This window comes from Gracilibacillus timonensis (assembly GCF_900086715.1).
Classification (GTDB): domain Bacteria; phylum Bacillota; class Bacilli; order Bacillales; family Amphibacillaceae; genus Gracilibacillus; species Gracilibacillus timonensis.
The window spans coordinates 1672533-1689058 of record NZ_FLKH01000012.1 but is presented as its reverse complement, the minus strand read 5'-3'; the positions used below and the strand labels follow the sequence as shown (position 1 = coordinate 1689058).

Below are 16526 nucleotides of genomic sequence, written 5' to 3'. Positions count from 1 at the left end.
GATTCTATTTTTATTTTATACGGAATCCATTATAATAACAATATAGTAATAGAAAGGGGTTTCAAAGATGTCAATCAAATGGGGAATTCTTAGTACAGCCACTATTGCAAAAAATGCGGTGATTCCTGGTATCAAAGAATCTGAGGCCGGCGAAGTCTATGCCATAGCGAGCAGGAGTTTGGAAAATGCAAAACAAACAGCGGAAGAATTGGTGATTCCTAACGCATATGGCAGTTATGAGGCATTGTTGGCTGATCCGGAGATCGAAGTCGTATACGTGCCACTGCCTAATCATCTCCATAAGAACTGGGCGATTAAGGCAATGCAGGCAGGCAAACACGTATTATGCGAAAAACCAATTGCATTAGATGCGAAAGAAGCGGAAGAAATGGCGACCGTAAGTGAACAAACGGGGAAAATAATAGTGGAGGCCTTTATGTATCGCTACCATCCGCGTTATCAGATGATTCAGAAAGTGATCGAATCAGGTGAGATTGGTGACATTCGTGGCATACATGGAACATTTACATTTAATAGTGCTGCGAACAAAGAAAATGTTCGTTTTCGAAAAGCATGGGGTGGTGGATCGATTTATGATATCGGTGTCTATCCAATCAGTGCAGCCCGAATGCTACTCAATGAGGAACCACAGGCAGCAACCGTTCATGCTTTGTTTTCTAAAGAACATGATGATGTGGATATGATGGCTTCGGGTATTTTAGAGTTCAATCATGGGGTAGCGCTTACCTTTGACTGTGGGATGTGGGCGGCTGGACGCAATCAGTTAGAAATCCTGGGAACAAAGGGAAGAATTGAGGTTCCTTCTGCCTTCGTTGCTCATCAAGATGAGAAGGACCATTTCCAGCTACATAGTCAAGATGGTGTGAAGGAAATAACAGTGCCTCACGTGAATCAATATGCATTGCAAGCAGATGTGATTGCTGAAAGTATCCGTACTGGTGCACCGCTTCCGTATCCGATCCATGATGCGATCTTGAATATGCGAGTGGTCGATGCCTGTCTGGAATCAGCCGATAAAAGACAACGCATAGAAATTATGGAAGGATGATTCAAAATGAATACTATTTCTATCAAGGGATTAGATAAACCAGTGACGACATTGATACAAGGTTCTGATTATTTTAAACCAAGTATTTTTGAAAAAGTTTGTCAAGTATTGGATCGTTATGTTGAAATTGGTGGTAATACGATTGATACGGCCAATATTTATTGTGGCGGAGAAAGTGAAGTTGCTTTAGGAATGTGGTTGAAAGAACGTCAAAATCGGGAAGATATCGTTATTTTTACCAAAGGGGCACATCATGATCAGCATGGTCCTCGCGTTAATCCAGAAGCAATCAGGGAAGATTTATTTACTAGCCTAGAAAGGCTTGGTACCGATTATATTGATTTGTATGGCTTACACAGGGACGATCCGAATGTACCTGTACATGTCATTATCGATGCATTAAATGAACATATTAAGGCAGGACGCATTAAGGCAATAGGTGGATCAAACTGGACTACAGAACGATTGCAAGCAGCGAATGAGTATGCCGAGGCCAATGGTTTAGTCGGTTTTTCATTTAGCAGTCCTAATCTTAGCTTGGCAAAGGCTAATGAACCGTTTTGGGCTGGCTGTGTATCCACTGACCAGGAGGATATAAAATGGCATGCAGCATCTCAACTTCCTATCTTATCATGGTCTTCACAAGCGCGTGGATTTTTCACCGGCAGATTCACACCAGAGGATCGTAGTAATGAAGACTTGGTTCGCGTATTCTATAGTGAGGCAAACTGGCAGCGTCTGCATCGTGCGGAGAGTTTGGCAAAGGAAAAGGGAGTAACCGCTATCCAAATAGCATTAGCTTATGTTCTTAATCAAACCTTTCCTACAAGTGCCTTGATCGGCGCTCAGAATGAACAAGAATTGCTGTCTTGCTTAGAAGGCTCTGAGATTTCTTTAACAAAAGAAGAGGTAGATTGGTTAGAAAATGGTGAATAAATATATGACCTAGTGATTAGTTATCGCTGGGTCTTTTGTTTTTTGATGATAAGTTCTACTCTAAAGATTGCGTGTGCTTTTAGATTTTTCTTACTTTTCTTGGCATAGAAACAACCGAATCAGGGTATATCAAAGGCAGATAAGAAAGGAGTGTTTCACAACATGGAGTCAGTGGAGAAGATAATCGAGTGGATCGTAGAATGGGGAAATTTGATTCTCTGGGATTATGTCCTTTTATACTTATTAATTGGGGCGGGGTTATATTTCACCTTGCGTTCCAGATTTGTTCAATTTCGATTGTTTGGTGAAATGTTCCGTGTTATCACGGAAGAAGCCGTCGAAAAAAGCGGAAAGAGAGGAACCAATGCCTTCCAAGCCTTCAGTATCACCGTAGCCTCACGAGTCGGTACAGGTAATTTAGCAGGAATCGCACTTGCTGTGGCAATTGGTGGGCCGGGCGCTGTATTTTGGATGTGGATGATTGCTATTATTGGTATGGCATCGGCGTTTATTGAGAGTACATTAGCTCAGCTCTACAAAATACCTGACAAAGACGGTTTTCGAGGCGGTCCAGCTTATTATATGGAGAAGGCACTGGGTCAAAAATGGATGGCGATTTTGTTTTCTGTGTTAATTACCATTTCTTTTGGTTTTATCTTTAATGCCGTACAGGCTAACACGATTACCGCTGCTGTCGAGCAGGCCTTTGATATCGATCGTGTCTGGACAGGAATTATTTTGGTTGTATTAGCCGGTATTATTATATTCGGCGGCATTAATCGTATTGCTGCTATTGCAGGTGTCATCGTGCCCATTATGGCCGCAGTATACATTCTTGTCGGATTGTATGTGGTTGTGATCAATATTACGGAAGTGCCACATGTATTTATGCTAATTATCCGTAATGCATTTGGTTTAGAAGAATTCTTTGGCGGCGGGGCAGGTGCTGCGATGATGTATGGTATACGCCGTGGCCTATTCTCCAATGAGGCAGGTATGGGTAGTGCCCCCAATGCGGCGGCAACTGCCGGTGTCAGCCATCCTGCTAAGCAAGGGTTAGTTCAATCTCTTGCCGTGTTTTTCGATACATTGGTTATTTGCAGTATTACCGCGTTTATTGTTATTTTATATGATAATTTTGCTACCGCCTCTGAAGACGGTATTCAACTGACACAGATTGCGCTTAGCGCACATGTTGGGGAATGGGCGTCAATCTTTATTGCGATAACCATTTTTCTATTTGCCTTTAGTTCAGTGATTGGCAATTATTATTACGGAGAAACCAATGTTAGTTTTCTTGTACCTCCAGGTCTTTGGCTGAATCTATACCGGGTGTTGGTGTTAGGCATGGTGATGTTTGGTTCATTAGCATCGATTCAAGTTGTTTGGGATATGGCAGATATGTTTATGGCGATGATGGCAGTCGTCAACTTGATTGCGATTCTGTTACTGGGCAAAATCGCCTTCGCGGTATTACAGGATTATGTGAAGAAAAGAAAGGCAGGGGAAGATCCAAGCTTCCATTACACCGATATAAAAGAGCTCAAGAATATTTCTTGGTGGGGGGCAGAAGAAAAGGATAGATAGGGAAGCATAGGATTCGGAGTTTTCCGAATCCTTATGTGGCTTCAAGCGAATAGCTATAAATACATTTTTGTTTCTCTCCACGTTGATACATGTCGTTTTCTGGTGGCAGATCAACCATTTCAAGCAAAGTAGCCCCTATATATTCGCATGTTTTCCGTGAAGCCATATTATCAGGATTGCAAGTGATGAGTACAGCTCCCATTTGGTGCGCCCTGGCAACTTGTGCGATAAGTTGAACAGCTTTTCCTTCGTAATGGTGACCGCGGTATTTCGAATAGATTTCATAGCCAATATGACCACCATAATAGAGTTGTTGATTGTGACCGATACGGATATCAATTTTTCCAATGGAATAACTCTCACCATGTAATGTGATATCAAAATGATAGGCAGGTATCCAATCTTTTTCACTGTTGCCTGGTATCGTTTTATACAGGTGTAAGTCTAGTTCTTTTCCATAAATCCTATCAAAGTCTAAGAATGTAAAAGTCATGGTCTCCTCCTCTCATCGAGTGAACGGATTTCTCGTATTAATGTATCCAGCTTTTGATTCCTCTCTTCTTCTAACTGCCTTATTTTTGTTAAAAATTGGATTAATCTGATGAGAGAATAAATAAAAAGTCCAATGAAACAAAGTATGATTAGTAACGGGAGTGCCGCAGTCAAAAAAGTAAACGTCTCAAACAAAGGAATGACCCCTTTCGTATGTGTTAAATAATTCCATGTTATGGATTTATCATAGCATATCTTAAAGAAAGGTAAAAGATAGGATGAGCAGATTATCATATCTCTTCAAAAATCTCATAGCATATATTGGTGATTTTGAAAAAGAGAATATTCCAAAAGGAGAAGAGACTGATCATCTGACTTAGAAGTAAGTGTCATTAACCATTATTGAAACAGCAATGGTTGAACAAAGGAAGAGGAAGTACCTGCACAAGTGCAAAATGTTGTATTAACAAATCTGTTGGAAAGTGTGGTTCATTTATTTATTGCCTCCTATGCAAAAAAGCCTTGAAATGATGATTTATCATTTCTAAGGCTTTTGGCTTTTCTATATCTCTTATTCCGTTCATCTCGATTAACGAGAATAGAACTCTACAATAAGCGCTTCGTTAATCTCAGCTGGTAATTCTGAACGCTCAGGTAAGCGAGTGAATGTACCTTCTAATTTATCTTCGTCAAAAGTGATATATTCTGGTGTGAAGGTGTTTGCCTCGATTGCTTCTGCAATGATGTCAAGTTTTTGTGATTTTTCACGCAAACCGATCACTTGGCCAGGTTTTACTTGGTAAGAAGGAATGTTCACACGACCTCCGTCTACTGTAATGTGGCCATGGTTTACCAATTGACGTGCTTGACGACGAGTTCTAGCAAGACCAGAACGATAAACAAGGTTATCAAGGCGTGATTCAAGAAGAATCATGAAGTTCTCACCATGGATACCTTTGATTCTGCTAGCTTTGTCAAATAAGTTACGGAATTGACGTTCCGTTATTCCGTACATAAAACGAAGCTTTTGTTTTTCTTGCAATTGTAAACCATATTCCGATAGTTTACGACGTTGATTAGGTCCGTGTTGACCTGGTGCGTAAGGACGCTTGTCTAGCTCCTTACCAGTACCTGTTAATGAGATACCAAGACGACGAGACTTTTTCCATACAGAACCTGTATAGCGAGCCATTGTGCATCTTCTCCTTTATTATATGAATTTGCATAAAATAAGACAGTGTGTTCCTTTTCCGAGCACCTATTTTGTTTTCATGCATCCTCGCCCTAGTAGCAGAGAGTTACACGATGCACCTTAATCAATCTGTTAAGGAACAAACTAGGAAGCTGGTGGTTCACATAGGCTACCTTTTTTACACAAAGTACATTATATGATGAAGACGCAGGAAAGTCAACCACTTTAGCTGATTTCTCTGCAAACCCAAGAAAAACAAGAAGTATATGGCGAGCTTTGGTGCTAAGCTAAGATAATAGATGATTTCGAAAATGATGACCAAAAGGAAGACAGATCATCAAAAATAGTCGTCATTCTTGAATCAAAGGTCTAAAGCATTCTAACACCAGGTTATATACTTTTTTAAACAAAAAACAAGAAACTCAAAAATCAGTGTGGTGTCACTATCTAAAAGGGACGCTTATAAATAACGTTCCAATACAGCCACAAATTGTTCCAAATATTTTTGATCTATTTCGTCGAAACGATCTTTGTTTGGACTGTCTATATCTAAGACACCGTAAATTTCTCCATTCCGTTGAATAGGAACCACGATTTCGGATTGACTAGCCGCATCACAAGCAATATGTCCGGGGAATTGATGAACATCGGCTACGAGTTGTGTTTTCTGCTCGGATACAGCAGTGCCGCAAACGCCTTTCCCGCTCTTAATGCGTACACAAGCCGGAAGACCTTGGAACGGGCCTAATACTAATTCATCTTCTCTCCAAATATAGAAACCAACCCAATTAACATTATCTAGGAATTGATTAAGTAGTGCCGAGGCATTGGACAAATTAGCGATGGTATCGGGTTCGTCTTGAATGAGCGCCTCTAACTGCTTCACAACAATCGGATAATTCTTTTCTTTTGACCCCTGATAACTCTCGGTTTGAAACATAAATCCCCACTCCTTATTTCGTTTTCTTTTGAATTTGTCTTATCATACAATACAATGAATAGTATGACAACTATTCCGTTTACGTCAAAAAATAACGGATTTCGATAAAATAATCAAAAAAATAGTAAATATTTTAGCAAAAAGGGCTAGAAACATGGTATCATAGCTAGTAACAATCATTTCGGTTGAATCAATACATATTTTTTAGTTTTTCGGTTGGGTTTGAAGGAGGAGTTTGAATGGTAGAAGTAGTGATCGGTGCCATCCTTATTGTGATCGTGTTACTCATTGTAGGCTTGATTTTTCGAAAGAAAGTCTATGACAATGTCGATCGGTTGGAAGCATGGAAATTAGATATTATGAATCGAAATGTTACCGAGGAATTGGCGAAAGTAAAAAAATTAAATCTTTCCGGGGAAACACAAGAAAAATTTGAAAGCTGGAAGGATAAATGGGATACGATTGTTACAAAAGATTTACCAGATATGGAAGAATATCTATTAGATGCCGAAGAAGCTGCCGATAAATTCCGTATTAGGTCAGCACAGGACAATCTTGGGCAGGTAGAACGTCAGCTACAGGAAATTGAAACCAAAATTGAGGAAATGTTTGAAGAATTAGACCATTTATTGAACTCTGAGAAGTATGTCCGGAAGCAATTGGAAGAAATAGAACCAGAGCTGAAGGAATTAAAAAGAGAGCTTTTACATAATCGAAGTCAATACAGTCGTGCAGAAGCGATATTTAATGATTCGCTTGCCGATATGACAGATAAATTGTCCCGAGCGACTGAATTAACTAGCGAAGGAAATTATATTGAGGCTCAGGACTTAATGGAACATTTAAAAACCGACCTTGATTTGTTAAAAACAAAAATAAATAATTTTCCTGATTTATTCCAAGCAGTAAAAAAAGATTTCCCTGCTCAAATCAAGGATTTATCTCGTCAAATAGAGGAGATGGAAGAGGAAGGATGTCGCGTGAAGCCGTTTGGTTTTACAGAGGAGTTAAGTGATTTTGAAGATCAATTACGCCAGATGGTAAAGCAATTAAATAGTGGAGAAACAGAAGGAATTAAAGACACATTAGATCAGATGGATGAACGTATTCAGGAAATATCTCAGCTGTTGGATCAAGAAGCGAATGCAAAAACACGTATAGAAAACCAATTGCCGAAAGAAAAGCAGCGACTATCCGAAATCAAAGAACGTATTACAGAGGCTGGAAATCAAATCAAAAAGCTACAGGAAAGCTATTATATTGAATCGACCATCTTGAATTTAATGTCGAGTTTGGAAAAATGGCTTGCTAAAGCAGAAAAAGCTTGCGAGCAACTGGAAAAGAATCTGGAAAATGAAGAGATTAACCATATTGAAATAGAAGAGAAACTAACCTTGTTTGCGGAGGATCTAGAGAAGTTAGATCAAGCGCAAGATGACTTTCAGATGCAAATTAAAGATTTAAGAAAAGATGAAATTGAAGCAAAAGAAGCTATCCATCATCTTAAGCAACAGCTAGTACAGACGAGTAAAAAACTGGATAAGAGTAACGTACCAGGAATTCCATCTTTTATTATCAATGCAGCTGAGGAAGCAACAGAGAAATCGGATCTTGTGCTAAAGCAGCTGGAAAACCATCCATTGGATATGAACCAAGTACAGCAATTGGTTGAAGAAGCCAAGCGTTCCGTCAATTACTTTATGGAACAAACGAATTTACTGATGGATCAAGCGCGTTTGGTAGAATTGACGATCCAGTATGGTAATCGATATCGTCGTCAATATCCGGCATTGTCGCAAGCGTTAACCCAAGCCGAGACGTTATTCCGTGAATATAAATATGACGCTGCCTTGGAAATGTCGATTAAGGCGTTAGAAGAAGTTGACCCTAATGTGATGCAGAAGATTGAGGAATTGGATAAAGACATCCATCATATGGCGAATTAACCATGTGGGCCAATTGGATGAATAAACTCAGTATAAAGGTAGTAAGCATTGCATTGGCTATATTAATGGTCATCACTTGGTCGGTGGTTATCATACTTTATTTCGCGATAGATGGTCAAACCGTTAACTACGCGACCTACCATGTGTTGAATGATAATCAAGGTCATGTATTAAAGCAACCATTTGTTAGGGAAACGAGTACAGACAACATCGAGACGGAGAATAGAGCTTTTGCAGACAGGCATTCTCCACTGCAAAATGTTGAACTACCCGTCCATGATGATCATACTGTATCGATTGATGACATTCTATCGGCGTTAGACATTAACACAGAGTAAAATAAATGATCCATATGAAGAAGATATTCCTGTGCAAATAGGGATATCTTTTCTATGTTTGTTTAGGATAGGATGAAATGACGTATATGACCACACTCAAAAAGAAACTTGGCTTTACATGTCATGGTAACTATGCGAAAGTTGATCAAGTATTAACGGTATCACACTTTGATGCGTTGAAAAAATCGATTTTGAAATAAAAAGAGGGAGATAACATGATTTATTTAGATAACAGTGCCACCACACAGCCCAAAGCAGAAGTTATAGAAAGTTTTACCACGGTTGCTAGTCAATATTTTGGCAATCCGTCCTCACTACATGCGCTTGGAATGGATGCGGAGCGCTTGTTGCGTAAAGCGCGGGAGCAGGCTGCACAGTTGTTGGGCGTGGCGAGTCACGAAATTATTTTTACATCAGGTGGCACGGAAGGGAATAACCTTGCCATCAAGGGGGTTGCCTGGGAACATCAGAATAGGGGGAAACATCTTATTACCTCCAAAGTGGAACACCCATCCGTGCTGGAAGCTTGTCAAGGATTAGAAAAACAGGGCTTTGAAGTCACTTATCTCGACGTAAATCAACAGGGTGTCATCGACATTCAACAGTTGAAACAAAGCCTGAGAGAAGATACGATCTTAGTGTCCATCATGCATGTCAATAATGAGATCGGCAGCATCCAGCCGATTGATGAGATAGGTGACATACTTCAAGGTTATCCTAAAGCATTTTTTCATGTGGATAATGTTCAAGGCTATGGTAAAGTGACCCTTTCTTTAAAAAAGGCTGGCGTAGATATATGTACGATTTCTGGACACAAGATTCACGGACTCAAAGGAACTGGTTTATTATATGTGAAAAATGGTATTCGTCTATTCCCGTTAGCGCACGGAGGAGGTCAAGAAAATCGCTTGCGATCAGGTACCGAAAATGTAGCAGGTAATGTCTCTCTCGTAAAGGCAATGCGGTTGATAACTGCTGAAGAAACCAACAAATCAACAGAATTGAAAGAGCGCCAGCAGCAATTGATGGCACGCTTGTCCACGATGGATGATGTGGTCATTAATACACCAAAACAGCTAAAAGCTCCGCATATTGTCCATTTTTCCGTACCGGGCTTGAAGCCAGAAGTAGTCATCCACGCCTTGGAAGAAGAGGCCATTTATATTTCCACAAAATCGGCTTGTTCCTCCAAGAGTGCTGATGAAAGTGCGGTTTTGGCAGCCTGTGGAAAAGAACAAGCAATCGCCAGCTCTGGTTTGCGGGTGAGTATGTCTTATGATACAACGGAAGCGGAGATCGAACATTTTTGTGAGAAACTAGCGGTTATTATAAAAAAATTAGCAAAGATAATGAGGTAGATACAGATGCAATATGATCATATCGTAGTCCGTTATGGGGAATTGACCTTAAAGGGACAGAATCGAAAATTATTTATCAATCAACTGGCTAAGAATGTGCGGCAAGCCTTACGTTCATTCGCTGCTATACAAATAAATAAAACAAGGGATCGGATGTATATTGTCCTTAACGGAGAGGATCCCGATGCCATTATGAAAAGGTGCCAAACTATTTTTGGTATCCATGATATGAGTTTGGCGATGAAGGTAAGGAATGATGAGGAAGCGATTAAAGAAGCTGGCTTGCAATTGTTGAAAGATAAAGAAGGGGTACGAACGTTTAAAGTAACCACGAAACGCTCCAATAAAGATTTTCCGATTACTTCACAGCAATTCAATCATGTGTTGGGTGGGCATTTACTAATCAATACAGATGGGATAACAGTGGATGTGCATGAGCCTGATTTAGAAATTACGGTTGATATCCGAAAAGAAGCGACTTTTCTTACATCAGATAAGGTTATTGGTGCAGCAGGTTTACCAGTCGGCTCTTCCGGTAAATCCTTACTTTTATTATCTGGTGGTATTGACAGCCCTGTTGCTGGTTATTTAACCATGAAACGAGGGGTGGAGATCGAAGCCATTCATTTCCATTCCCCACCATATACAAGTGAAAGAGCCAAAGAAAAAGTATTAGATCTAGCAGAAAAATTAGCCTATTATGGTCATTCTGTTCGTGTACATCTCGTACCGTTTACAGCCTTACAGCAAAAAATCCATCGCGAAATCCCTCATGGGTATTCGATGACTGTCATGCGTCGGATGATGATGCGTATTAGTGAAGCGGTGGCTAAACAGGAAGGGATTTTATCGCTTGTCACGGGAGAGAGCTTGGGACAGGTGGCCAGTCAGACGATGGAGAGTATGCACGCGATTAATGCCGTTACTTCTTATCCGGTCATTCGTCCATTAGTGACCATGGATAAAAAAGAAATCATCGCTATTTCCGAATCGATCGATATGTATGGTATCTCGATTCGCCCTTTTGAAGATTGCTGTACAGTATTTGTTCCGAAACAGCCTAAGACAAAACCGAAGCTTGAGAAAGTGGAGCAAATGGAGGCGCTGATCGATGTAGAACAAGATATTCAGGATGTCATTGAAGCGGTTGAGACAGTTACTATCAAGGCGAAAGAAGGGGAAACAAACGCCTTAGATGAACTGTTTTAATGACTGGTTAACTAACCAATAACTACCAACGAAAAAGTTGTATGAATTCTCCTCCTCCCGCGCATGATAGTAGTGTAGTCAGGAGGAGGTGAAAGGAAATGGCGACAAGCAATTCTAACAACTTAGTAGTACCTGGAGTAAGTCAAGCTCTTGATCAAATGAAATATGAAATCGCACAAGAATTTGGTGTTAGCTTAGGTGCTGATACAACATCACGTGCAAATGGTTCAGTAGGTGGAGAAATCACTAAACGTCTAGTACAAATGGCTGAACAACAAATGGGTGGACAATCAAAATAAATACATGCAGGATAGTGTTTTTATAGCACTATCCTTTTCTTATGTCTTCGTTTTTGCTATCTTATTAACATAGCCAGTGTAGAATATAAGATAAAGAATGGATGATAAGATGGGGACATTATATTATGGTGGTACCATATATACGATGAATCAAGAGAATGAAACAATCGAAGCGGTATTAGAGAAGAATGGCAGTATTGTAGCTATTGGATCCGTAAAGGAGATCGAAGCCGCTTATCAAACAGACATTGACCATTACCATGATTTACAAGGGGCAGTCATGTATCCAGGCTTTGTCGACAGCCATTTACATATTATTGGTCACGGGGAGAAGTTACTTCATTTAGATTTATCGGCAATGCAGTCTGCAGAAGAAGTATTAGCAGCGGTCGAACGGAAGACGAAAGAATTAGAACCTGATGAGTGGTTGGTTGCAGAGGGGTGGAATGAAAATCAGTGGCAGGATAGCAGGGTTATCGATAAATCAGAACTAGACGCTATTTCGACTGAGCACCCGATGATGTTAACCCGTGTGTGTCGTCACGCCATTATCACAAATTCAAAGGTGCTGGAGCTAGCAGATATCACCAAAGATACTGTCGATCCACAAGGTGGCAAAATCGTACGTAATCAAGCAGGTGAACCGACAGGCTATTTATTAGATCAAGCGCAGGAATTGGTAAAAGAAATTGTGCCAATGATATCTGAGAAAAAGCTGCAGCAAACCGTGCAAGTGGCAGTTGAAGATTTATTACGTCTTGGTCTAGTTGGCGGACATAGTGAGGATTTATTTTATTATGGTGGATTCCAAAGAACATTAGCTGCCTATCAAGCAATTTTACCGACCATGTATAAGTTCCGGGCACATTTGCTCGTTCATCACTTGGTATTCGATGATATGCTGGAGACAGGGTATCGCTTTGGAGATGGAGGGGAATATACGAGCTTAGGTCCGATGAAAATTTTTTCGGATGGGGCATTAGGAGGAAGGACAGCTTGGTTGAAGCAGCCTTACGCCGATGATGAAAAGAATAGTGGTATTCCGATACATACCACAGCCGATTTAGATATCCTTTTTCAAAAGGTGCGGAAATGGCAGCACCCTGTAGCGGTTCATGCCATTGGCGACCAAGCCGTGGAAGAAGTAGCGCGAATGATCAAGAAATACCCTTTAACGAATGGACTTCGTGACCGGATTATTCATGCTCAGGTCATGGATAAGGACGTCTTGGCGCTATTAAAGGAACTGCCAGTCGTGTTAGATATTCAGCCATCGTTTGTGGCCTCTGATTTCCCATGGGTGATCAGTCGATTGGGGGCGGAGAGAGCCGATCGGTCATATCCTTGGAAAACTTATCTGAGACAAGGCATTGCTTGTGCAGGAGGATCAGACGCACCAATTGAGGATGTCAATCCATTAAAAGGTATCCAGGCAGCCGTGACACGACGTTCTCGCATGGATGGAGCGATCTATGGGGAAAATGAGGAGTTGTCTGTTTTCGAGGCAATCTCTCTTTACACGAAAGGCAGTGCATTTGTGATTAATCATGAACACGACAGAGGTGTAATTCAGCCAGGATATACGGCCGATTTCACTATTTTAGAAAAGGATCTGTTTTACCATGACCCTGCATTCTTTCATGAAATAGCAGTGAATACAACGATTGTGAATGGTGAGGTAATGTATCAAAAATAACGCTAAAAAATAAGAAAATTTTGTAAAACAAAGGAATAGATGATGATTCCAGCTTGTTTTATGTTGGAATATATAGAACTTCTATTAAATTGGTGTTGGTCAGGTATTGTTTGTGAAAAAATGAATCCGATGACTGCCCCAAAAAGAGTGATGTTTTTGGAAAACTGGTCATCATCCCGTAAATGACGGCCAAAAAAGGTGGGAATCCGGAAAAAATGTCCGTCATCCCGAAAATGACGGACAAAGCTATATTAGTGAAAAGACGAATAAACAGCTCAAGGAACAACTTAGACAAATCACCGCAGAGTACTAGCTAATTACTAGTAAAAAGCCTCCATGATATGACTGACATGGGGGCTTCCGCTCTTTAATACTATCGTTAAGATAAAAAGGTGCGCTGTACGCGATCCCAGAAAGAGTTGTCCTTTAATTTAACGGTTTTAATCCGTTTATCACTTAATTTCACCGTAAGAGATTGGATATTCTGGATCGAGTAAGCCTCATTATCCAATCCTACAATTGGATAGTCATTCCCATCCTGGATCACTTCCAGTCGCAGAGTGCGATCCTGATTCAAGACGAAAGAGGAACCCAGGGTACGATAATGATTATTATTCATCGAAGCGACCTCACTGACTTGAAAACACGGAATCTTCGGATCAATCACAGCGCCAGATGCTGATTTATTATACCCCGTACTCCCGGTTGGTGTCGCTACAATCAGTCCATCTCCACGAAAGCTTTCAAAATAATTATCATCAATCAGTACATCAATCACAATCGTTTTGATGATGTTTGAACGGACGGTCACTTCATTTAAACATTGAAAAGATGTTTTTCCATTTATCATGACGTCGATGACTGGAAATTCTCGAACCTCAATGTTATCTGTCATCATCGAATCCACCATGCGATCATAATTATCGATATTAAAGTCACAGTACAGCCCGGATTCATCGGCATGGGTAATACCAAGGTATACACAATTTTCACGGAATTGGGACTGTCTTACTGCTTGAAGAAACTCCCGATCTCCACCAAAGCTGATCACAATATTGGCATGATCTGAATTTTCTACAATTTTAAACCCCTGTTCCGTTACATAATCAAAAAGAGGGGTTAGTTTATCCAAAGTTTCTTGATCTTTTTTGTAAAAAAAGAAAATGTTTGATCGACTATCCATACGTTTACCTCCTAAATAAAATACTTCTAAAGTCATTTTATCATGATTTAACATACGTTCCTATTGAAAACTACTTATCGTCCGCTTGCAAGAATGAAGTTTCTTAAAACGTTCATAATAAGTAGACAGAGGTGAGGTTTATGATGATTGCTTTGATCGCTATATGTATGATTGTATTGGTCTTTTTGCTATTATTTTTTTTATTAGCGATAAACCTTGATGTCCACTGGTTATGGAATGAGGAAGAACGCTATTTGAAAGTGAAATGTCACATTTTGCGCATCCCTGTCTATACCAAAAGAATTACCGCCGATCAATCACTTGATTTATTCGTAGATCATCATCAATGGCGTGAACGGATGACGTACATTTTTCATCATGCGGAAGTGAAGCAGATTCGTTCGGAGACAATTGTAGCAACATCAGACCCAGGTCATACGGCTTATCTCTACGTTTTTCTGCAAAGTATTGCGGAATGGCTTCGATCAATACAGAATACAGATATCGCCGTATCCGCTGATTTTGACGAAGAGGTATTGCAAACAGAAGGAGAATGCATGATATCGATGAAATTGAGTCAAACTATTGGAGAATTGAATAAATGGCGAAAGGAGTTTTCACATGGAAGAGAATAGCCAAAACGAACATCCCTTGGAAGGGTTTATGACGTTAACCATGGATCATTTAAAACAATTAATTGAGGTAGATACAGCAATTGGTAAACCGATTGAGTTACCAAATGGAAAGGTAATGATTCCGTTATCACACGTAAAATATGGATTTGCTACAGGGGGAAGTGAATTTATCCCTAAAAGTCAAAAAAGCAGCCAGCAAGAATCCATCATTCCATTCGGCGGCGGGGGAGGAGGGAGTGTTTCTGTAACTCCAACGGCATTTTTACTAATTAGCAAAGATAATGTAGAGGTATTAAACTTACATCAAGGCCAAAATCATGAAGAAGTACCACACAAACTAACGGAAAAAAATCCTGATTTGATTCAACAGGTGGTAGAGTTATTAAAGGAAAGAAAAGAAAAAAAGTAAAAATCCGACCCTGTTGGCATGTAAATAAGGCTTCTCAGTAGACAAATTGAATGACAAGCCCTCATAATATATGGGCAGTTATTCAATTTGTTTAGAGATGGGGGAAAGAGGATGTCATTTGATATAGAAAAAGTGTTTTCAGCATTTGACCAATTCGTGACCACGATTGAAACAACCGAAAACGAGACTTATTTAGATAGTATTACTTATGCCTTACGAGCGATTCAGACGGAAGAGGAATTAGACTTGCCCAATCAAGAAACCCAAGATCGGTTATCCTACTTAAAAAGTGTGTTTCTCACCGATAAACCCGAAAGCGAATCGAGTCGTAAGGTTATCCAGCTCGCATTAATTAAGGGAATGAAAGGATCTGTCCAGCAGCAGCATTTGATAACCCCAGACTCCGTTGCCATGTTTATCGGTTATTTTTTAGAAAAACTAGTAGGTGATCACAAGCAGATTAGCTTATTGGATCCAGCTGTTGGTTCAGCGAATTTATTAACCGCCGTCATTAACCAAATTCAACCGGAAGTTCAGGCTTATGGCAGTGAAATCGATCCAACATTGCTGCAAATTGCGGTAGAAAGTGCCAATGTACAAAGGACTGAGGTAGAATTCTTTCATCAGGACAGTTTAACACCATTGCTACTGGATCCTGTTGACGCCGTGGTTGCCGACCTTCCTGTTGGATACTATCCTGACGATCAGCAGGCTGGTCATTTCATCTTACAAGCAGAAGATGAGCACGCCTATGCACATCATCTTTTTATCGAACAAAGCTTAAATTATACGAAAGAAGCTGGTTATGTCCTATGCCTTATTCCCAATTTCTTATTTACTAGTGATCAAAGTGAGAAATTACAGAAATACTTACGGGATCATGCCCATATACTGGCGATATTACAATTGCCTATGTCTATGTTTACCTCAGAACAACAGGCGAAAAGTATTCTCGTATTACAAAAACAAGGTAAAACAACACAGCCGCCCAAACAAACGTTAATGGCCCAATTACCATCGTTCAAAGAGGTTCAAAAAACACAAAATATTCTATTGAAAATAGATGAATGGTTCCAAAGTGAACGCTAGAAATAAACTGAAAATTAAAAATTTGTGAAGCAAACGTTAACATCAAACATTCCTGTTGCAAACTTATTCTGACGGTGTTTAAATAAGGGTATAAGAGATTATTCAAATTGTTTTGAACATACATGATAAATGATCTTACATTAGCAGG

At 40.0% G+C, this 16526-nt stretch carries 17 protein-coding genes; 13 read left to right on the top strand and 4 right to left on the bottom strand.

Annotated features, from left to right (window positions below; genetic code table 11):
• Positions 1 to 67 precede the first annotated feature (67 nt).
• From BN6556_RS19180 to BN6556_RS19170, 3 genes are all read left to right on the top strand, one after another.
• Entirely contained in the window at positions 68 to 1069 is a 1002-nt protein-coding gene (locus BN6556_RS19180) for a Gfo/Idh/MocA family protein (RefSeq protein WP_066194996.1), read from the top strand.
• Positions 1070 to 1075: 6 nt separating this feature from the next.
• Complete coding sequence (locus BN6556_RS19175) at positions 1076 to 2005, top strand: aldo/keto reductase (RefSeq protein WP_066194994.1); 930 nt, start codon at positions 1076 to 1078, stop codon at positions 2003 to 2005.
• 162 nt (positions 2006 to 2167) lie between these two features.
• The gene (locus BN6556_RS19170) at positions 2168 to 3592 is read left to right on the top strand and encodes an alanine/glycine:cation symporter family protein (protein ID WP_078060167.1); all 1425 of its coding nucleotides are present in this window, start codon (positions 2168 to 2170) and stop codon (positions 3590 to 3592) included.
• A gap of 31 nt (positions 3593 to 3623) precedes the next feature.
• Here the strand turns inward: BN6556_RS19170 and BN6556_RS19165 are convergent, their stop codons facing one another.
• From BN6556_RS19165 to BN6556_RS19150, 3 genes are all read right to left on the bottom strand, one after another.
• Positions 3624 to 4085: a GNAT family N-acetyltransferase gene (locus BN6556_RS19165; RefSeq protein ID WP_066194991.1), complete on the bottom strand. Its 462-nt coding sequence runs from the start codon at positions 4083 to 4085 to the stop codon at positions 3624 to 3626.
• A 588-nt stretch (positions 4086 to 4673) separates the two neighbouring features.
• A complete protein-coding gene (gene rpsD / locus BN6556_RS19155) occupies positions 4674 to 5276 on the bottom strand; it encodes a 30S ribosomal protein S4 (RefSeq protein WP_066194985.1) in 603 nt (200 codons plus the stop codon).
• Positions 5277 to 5736: 460 nt separating this feature from the next.
• Positions 5737 to 6216 (bottom strand): GAF domain-containing protein, encoded by a 480-nt coding sequence (locus tag BN6556_RS19150; RefSeq protein ID WP_066194982.1) that lies wholly within the window; start codon positions 6214 to 6216, stop codon positions 5737 to 5739.
• 239 nt (positions 6217 to 6455) lie between these two features.
• Here BN6556_RS19150 and BN6556_RS19145 point away from each other — a divergent pair, with 239 nt between their 5' ends.
• From BN6556_RS19145 to BN6556_RS19120, 7 genes are all read left to right on the top strand, one after another.
• Positions 6456 to 8162, top strand: coding sequence for a septation ring formation regulator EzrA (locus BN6556_RS19145; RefSeq protein WP_066194979.1), 1707 nt, complete (start codon positions 6456 to 6458; stop codon positions 8160 to 8162).
• A 17-nt stretch (positions 8163 to 8179) separates the two neighbouring features.
• The gene (locus BN6556_RS19140; protein ID WP_130860148.1) at positions 8180 to 8500 is read left to right on the top strand and encodes a hypothetical protein; all 321 of its coding nucleotides are present in this window, start codon (positions 8180 to 8182) and stop codon (positions 8498 to 8500) included.
• 77 nt (positions 8501 to 8577) lie between these two features.
• Positions 8578 to 8700 carry a hypothetical protein gene (locus BN6556_RS22690; protein WP_262361323.1) on the top strand — a complete coding sequence of 41 codons (123 nt, stop codon included), beginning with the start codon at positions 8578 to 8580 and terminating at the stop codon, positions 8698 to 8700.
• Between the two features lie 15 nt (positions 8701 to 8715).
• Positions 8716 to 9858, top strand: coding sequence for a cysteine desulfurase family protein (locus tag BN6556_RS19135; RefSeq protein ID WP_066194973.1), 1143 nt, complete (start codon positions 8716 to 8718; stop codon positions 9856 to 9858).
• A 6-nt stretch (positions 9859 to 9864) separates the two neighbouring features.
• The gene (thiI, locus tag BN6556_RS19130; protein ID WP_066194971.1) at positions 9865 to 11067 is read left to right on the top strand and encodes a tRNA uracil 4-sulfurtransferase ThiI; all 1203 of its coding nucleotides are present in this window, start codon (positions 9865 to 9867) and stop codon (positions 11065 to 11067) included.
• Positions 11068 to 11165: 98 nt separating this feature from the next.
• The gene (locus tag BN6556_RS19125; protein ID WP_066194968.1) at positions 11166 to 11366 is read left to right on the top strand and encodes an alpha/beta-type small acid-soluble spore protein; all 201 of its coding nucleotides are present in this window, start codon (positions 11166 to 11168) and stop codon (positions 11364 to 11366) included.
• Positions 11367 to 11475: 109 nt separating this feature from the next.
• Entirely contained in the window at positions 11476 to 13062 is a 1587-nt protein-coding gene (locus BN6556_RS19120; RefSeq protein WP_066194965.1) for an amidohydrolase, read from the top strand.
• Between the two features lie 379 nt (positions 13063 to 13441).
• On the opposite strand, the gene BN6556_RS19115 is transcribed toward BN6556_RS19120, so the two are convergent.
• A complete protein-coding gene (locus tag BN6556_RS19115) occupies positions 13442 to 14245 on the bottom strand; it encodes an NAD kinase (protein ID WP_066194962.1) in 804 nt (267 codons plus the stop codon).
• Between the two features lie 140 nt (positions 14246 to 14385).
• Here BN6556_RS19115 and BN6556_RS19110 point away from each other — a divergent pair, with 140 nt between their 5' ends.
• The 3 genes from BN6556_RS19110 (at position 14386) to BN6556_RS19100 (ending at position 16378) form a co-directional block, all read left to right on the top strand.
• Positions 14386 to 14880 carry a DUF2953 domain-containing protein gene (locus BN6556_RS19110; RefSeq protein WP_130860144.1) on the top strand — a complete coding sequence of 165 codons (495 nt, stop codon included), beginning with the start codon at positions 14386 to 14388 and terminating at the stop codon, positions 14878 to 14880.
• Entirely contained in the window at positions 14867 to 15289 is a 423-nt protein-coding gene (ytfJ, locus tag BN6556_RS19105; RefSeq protein ID WP_066194958.1) for a GerW family sporulation protein, read from the top strand. Before BN6556_RS19110 ends, ytfJ begins: the two co-directional genes overlap by 14 nt.
• Before the next feature lie 111 nt (positions 15290 to 15400).
• Complete coding sequence (locus BN6556_RS19100; protein ID WP_066194956.1) at positions 15401 to 16378, top strand: class I SAM-dependent methyltransferase; 978 nt, start codon at positions 15401 to 15403, stop codon at positions 16376 to 16378.
• The last annotated feature ends 148 nt before the right edge of the window (positions 16379 to 16526 follow it).